Below are 235 nucleotides of genomic sequence, written 5' to 3' on the forward strand. Positions count from 1 at the left end.
GGCTTCTTACAGAATGTGTTGAACGGGCACGGCCCGTTCGAGACTGACAGAGTATTGCGTTGCAGGACCATTCCGCGTCCGGCGCCGTCTCGCGCCAGCCCCGACGGCATGGACCGCGGAAGGGCATCTCAGGCTTTCAAGGCCTCGATGCGCAGGGTGTCGCCGTCCAGCCGGACCAGCGCGGGCTGGTTGTGCAGCGAGCGGTCGAGCTTGTCTTCCACCACGCGGTACACGC

1 pseudogene is annotated in these 235 nt (G+C 65.5%); it reads right to left on the minus strand.

The annotated features are described in order from the left end of the window. Positions 1–128 precede the first annotated feature (128 nt). Positions 129–235: pseudogene (minC, locus tag SB764_RS44675) on the minus strand (septum site-determining protein MinC); the annotation flags it as partial.

Origin of the sequence: Paraburkholderia sp. SIMBA_027 (assembly GCF_046535315.1) — a bacterium.
Lineage (GTDB): Bacteria > Pseudomonadota > Gammaproteobacteria > Burkholderiales > Burkholderiaceae > Paraburkholderia > Paraburkholderia tropica.